Annotated in this window: 4 protein-coding genes; all 4 read left to right on the top strand. The window is 70.7% G+C overall.

The window, feature by feature from the left end:
- Positions 1 to 150 precede the first annotated feature (150 nt).
- On the top strand, positions 151 to 1,488 hold the full coding sequence (locus tag KJ554_08000) for a tetratricopeptide repeat protein (GenBank protein MBU0742271.1): 1,338 nt from the start codon (positions 151 to 153) through the stop codon (positions 1,486 to 1,488).
- A 96-nt stretch (positions 1,489 to 1,584) separates the two neighbouring features.
- A complete protein-coding gene (locus KJ554_07995; GenBank protein MBU0742270.1) occupies positions 1,585 to 2,151 on the top strand; it encodes a Spy/CpxP family protein refolding chaperone in 567 nt (188 codons plus the stop codon).
- A gap of 43 nt (positions 2,152 to 2,194) precedes the next feature.
- On the top strand, positions 2,195 to 2,746 hold the full coding sequence (locus KJ554_07990; protein MBU0742269.1) for a sigma-70 family RNA polymerase sigma factor: 552 nt from the start codon (positions 2,195 to 2,197) through the stop codon (positions 2,744 to 2,746).
- On the top strand, positions 2,743 to 2,941 hold a 199-nt coding region (locus KJ554_07985; GenBank protein MBU0742268.1), incomplete at its 3' end, for a zf-HC2 domain-containing protein. The genes KJ554_07990 and KJ554_07985, both read left to right, overlap by 4 nt.

Genomic DNA, 2,941 nt, shown 5'->3' with positions numbered 1-2,941 from the left:
TTTGCATAACCTCAGTGTGGAACAGGAAATTGGTCAGCAGTCCGCTGAATAGTGTCCATCCGGAAACAACCAATTTACGCATGGAGCTTTCAGCGGTCAGCGATCAGCAGTCGGCTGAAACCAAAAACAAGTCATTCGATCCTATCCCTCGTGCGCGGCGAGGGCGAGCAGAGGCCGTCGGTCGGGCCGTGGCGACGGGCGGCGCCGGCGGTCCTGGCGGTCGCGTTGCTGCTGCTGCCTGCGGTTCTCTTCAACTCGCTCCGGTCCGGACGTCCGGTCGGACCGAGCCTCAACGGAGGCGTCAACCTGTACATCGGCAACGGTCCCGCGGCCAACGGCTTCTTCCTGTCCCTGCGCGGCTTCGACATGCGCGAGGATCCCTCCGGCGCACGGCTGCTGACCGAGAAGCTCCGGATCGCCGTGCCAGGCGCCGCCGCGGCGGACCGGGCCTGGGCGCGGATGGCCTGGCGGAGCATCGCCTCGGATCCCGCGCGCGCCCTGGGCTTGTGGCTCCGGAAGGTCCGGCTGCACCTGGTCGCCGTCGAGTTCTCCCAGGTCTCGCAGCTGGGCTCGTGGGCCAGGGAAGCGCCCCTGTTGAGGCTACTGGCGGTGCCCTACGGGATGCTGGCCGCGGGCGGCCTGCTGGGTCTGCTCCTGGTCGGCTTCCGGGACGCCCGCCTGCGGCCCTGGGCCGCGGCCCTGTTGCTCCTGGTCGCCGCCCAGAGCGTCTTCTTCGTGGTGACGCGCTACCGTCTCGTACTCGTTCCCGTCCTGGCGCTGCTCGGCGCCGCGGCCGCGGCCGATCTGTCGTCGCGCCGCGGCCGGCGGCGCCTGGTCGGCGTCGTCGCGATCGTCGCGGCCGTGTTGGCAGTCCTGCCCTGGGGACTCGGCGACGCCTCGTCGAGACTCGAGGCCGCCGGCCTGCTCAATGAAGGCGTTCGCTGGGAACTTCTGGCCGCCGCGGTGCCGTCGTCCCTCGACAGGGCGGCGACGCTCTACGCGGAAGCGTCCGCGGTCGACCCGGAACACCCGGAGCCGTATCGAGCCCTGGCACGCCTGCGCAGGAAAACCGATCGGATCGATGACGCGGTGGACGCCCTGCGCGCCGGTCTCGCGCACGCCGATCCCGCCGACGACGTGCGGCGCGACCTGATCGCGCTGCTCCTGGAGGCGGGGCGCGCGGGGGAGGCCCTGCCGTTGCTGGAGGAACGGCTGCGCGACCGTCCCGGCGACGCCGACACGATGCACAACTTGGTCGTGGCCCTGATGGCGGCGGGGCGAATCGACGAGGCCGAAAAAGTTGCGGGGGACCTCGTGCGCGCCGCTCCCGGCGATCCGCGCGGTCCCCTCGACCTGGGCATCACCCTCGCCCGCCAGGGACGATTCGAGGAGGCGCGCGCGGTCTTCCGCGAGGGTCTGCAGCGCATTCCGGACGACGCGCGTCTGCGGACCAACCTGGAGCGGATCGAGGCCCTGCTGGAAGATTGATTATTTCTGTCGAGGTCGGCACAGGAAACCGCGGCGGGACGCGTTGAGGGGTGTGAATCGCGAACACGGCATTCACTTCCACCAGGAGACGAGCTCATGAAGACACGTTGCATCACACTCCTTGCCATGGCCCTGTTGCTGGCCACCGCTTCCCTCGCCTTCGCGCAGCCCGGTGCCCGCGGCGCCGCCGATCGGTGCTTGGCGGACGGGCCTGGCCCCCTGCCGGGACGCCTCTGCGACAGGCTCGACCTGACCGGGGCGCAGCAAGAGGCCATCGACGGGATCCGCGAGAAGGGCCGCGAGGCCGGTCTCGAGACCCGCAAGCAGATCATCCGCCTGCAGAACGAACTCGAGGGCCTGATGCTGCAGGACGAGCCCGATTCCGACGGGGCGGAGAAGCTGGTGCGCAGGATCGGCGAACTGCGGACCGAGCAGCAGGTCCGACGCCTGCAAACCCGTCTCGAGGTCCGTGCCCAGCTGACCGACGAACAGCGCGACCGGCTGATCGCCATGCGGGGCGCCGGGGGCAGGGGACGCGGCGGCCGCGGCCACGGTCCCGGCCTGGGAGCGCCGCACGGTCCTGGCTCCGGTCATCCGGGAGACTGTGACGGATCCGGGCCGAGGGGGCGCACGTCCGGCGGCGCGGGCCGCGGACGGGGCTAGAGGGCTGCCGTCGGCATGACGCTTGCCAGAGGTGTGGTCACAGGTGCACGACGACGAGCTGATGACGCGGGTCGCGGCGGGCGAGGAGGCGGCTTTCCGTCTCCTCGTCGAGCGATGGGAAAGGCCGGTTCAGGCCTTCCTCTGGCGCATGACCGGCTCGCGCGAAGAGGCGGAGGACTTGACCCAGGACACCTTCGTCAAGATCCACGCCAACGCCTCCGGGTACCGGCCGGAGGGCCGTTTCCAGAGCTGGCTGTTCAGGATCTCGGGCAACCTGGCGCGGAGCTGGGCGCGGCGCCGCAGGATCGTCGGCTGGATACGCTACGATCCGGACCTGCACGAGCGGCCGTCCGCGACTCCCGGACCGGACGAACTGGTGAGCGAGGACGAGACCGGCCGCCGGGTCCGCGAAGCCCTGGCCAGGTTGCCAGCGCGGCAGAGGCAGGCCCTGGTCCTGCGCAAGTACCACGGGATGAGCCAGCAGGAGATCGCCGCGACGATGGCGACCACCGAGGGCGCGGTCGAGTCCCTGCTGATCAGGGCGCTGGAGGGATTGCGCAAGACGCTCGTACCCGGGATGGGAGATGACCGATGAAGCACGTGAACGATCTGATCCCCGCCTATCTCGACGGCCGGCTCGGCGAAGCCGGGCGCGCTGCGGTACGCGCGCATTGCGATCTGTGCCCCGCCTGCGCCGGCGCCCTGGCCGAGAGCGAGGCGGTCTGGCGGTTGCTCGACAGCGTGCGGGTTCCCGCACCCTCGCGCCCGGCCTGGGCCGGCGTGGCGGCGG

This window comes from bacterium (assembly GCA_018814885.1).
Taxonomy (GTDB): domain Bacteria; phylum Krumholzibacteriota; class Krumholzibacteriia; order LZORAL124-64-63; family LZORAL124-64-63; genus JAHIYU01.
The sequence above is the reverse complement of the archived record's forward strand: the minus strand, read 5'-3'. Positions and strand labels throughout refer to the sequence as shown.

Coding starts and splice junctions, on each gene's coding strand:
- KJ554_07995 (MBU0742270.1), top strand. CDS start 1,585: ATGAAGACACGTTGCATCACACTCCTTGCCATGGCCCTGTTGCTGGCC.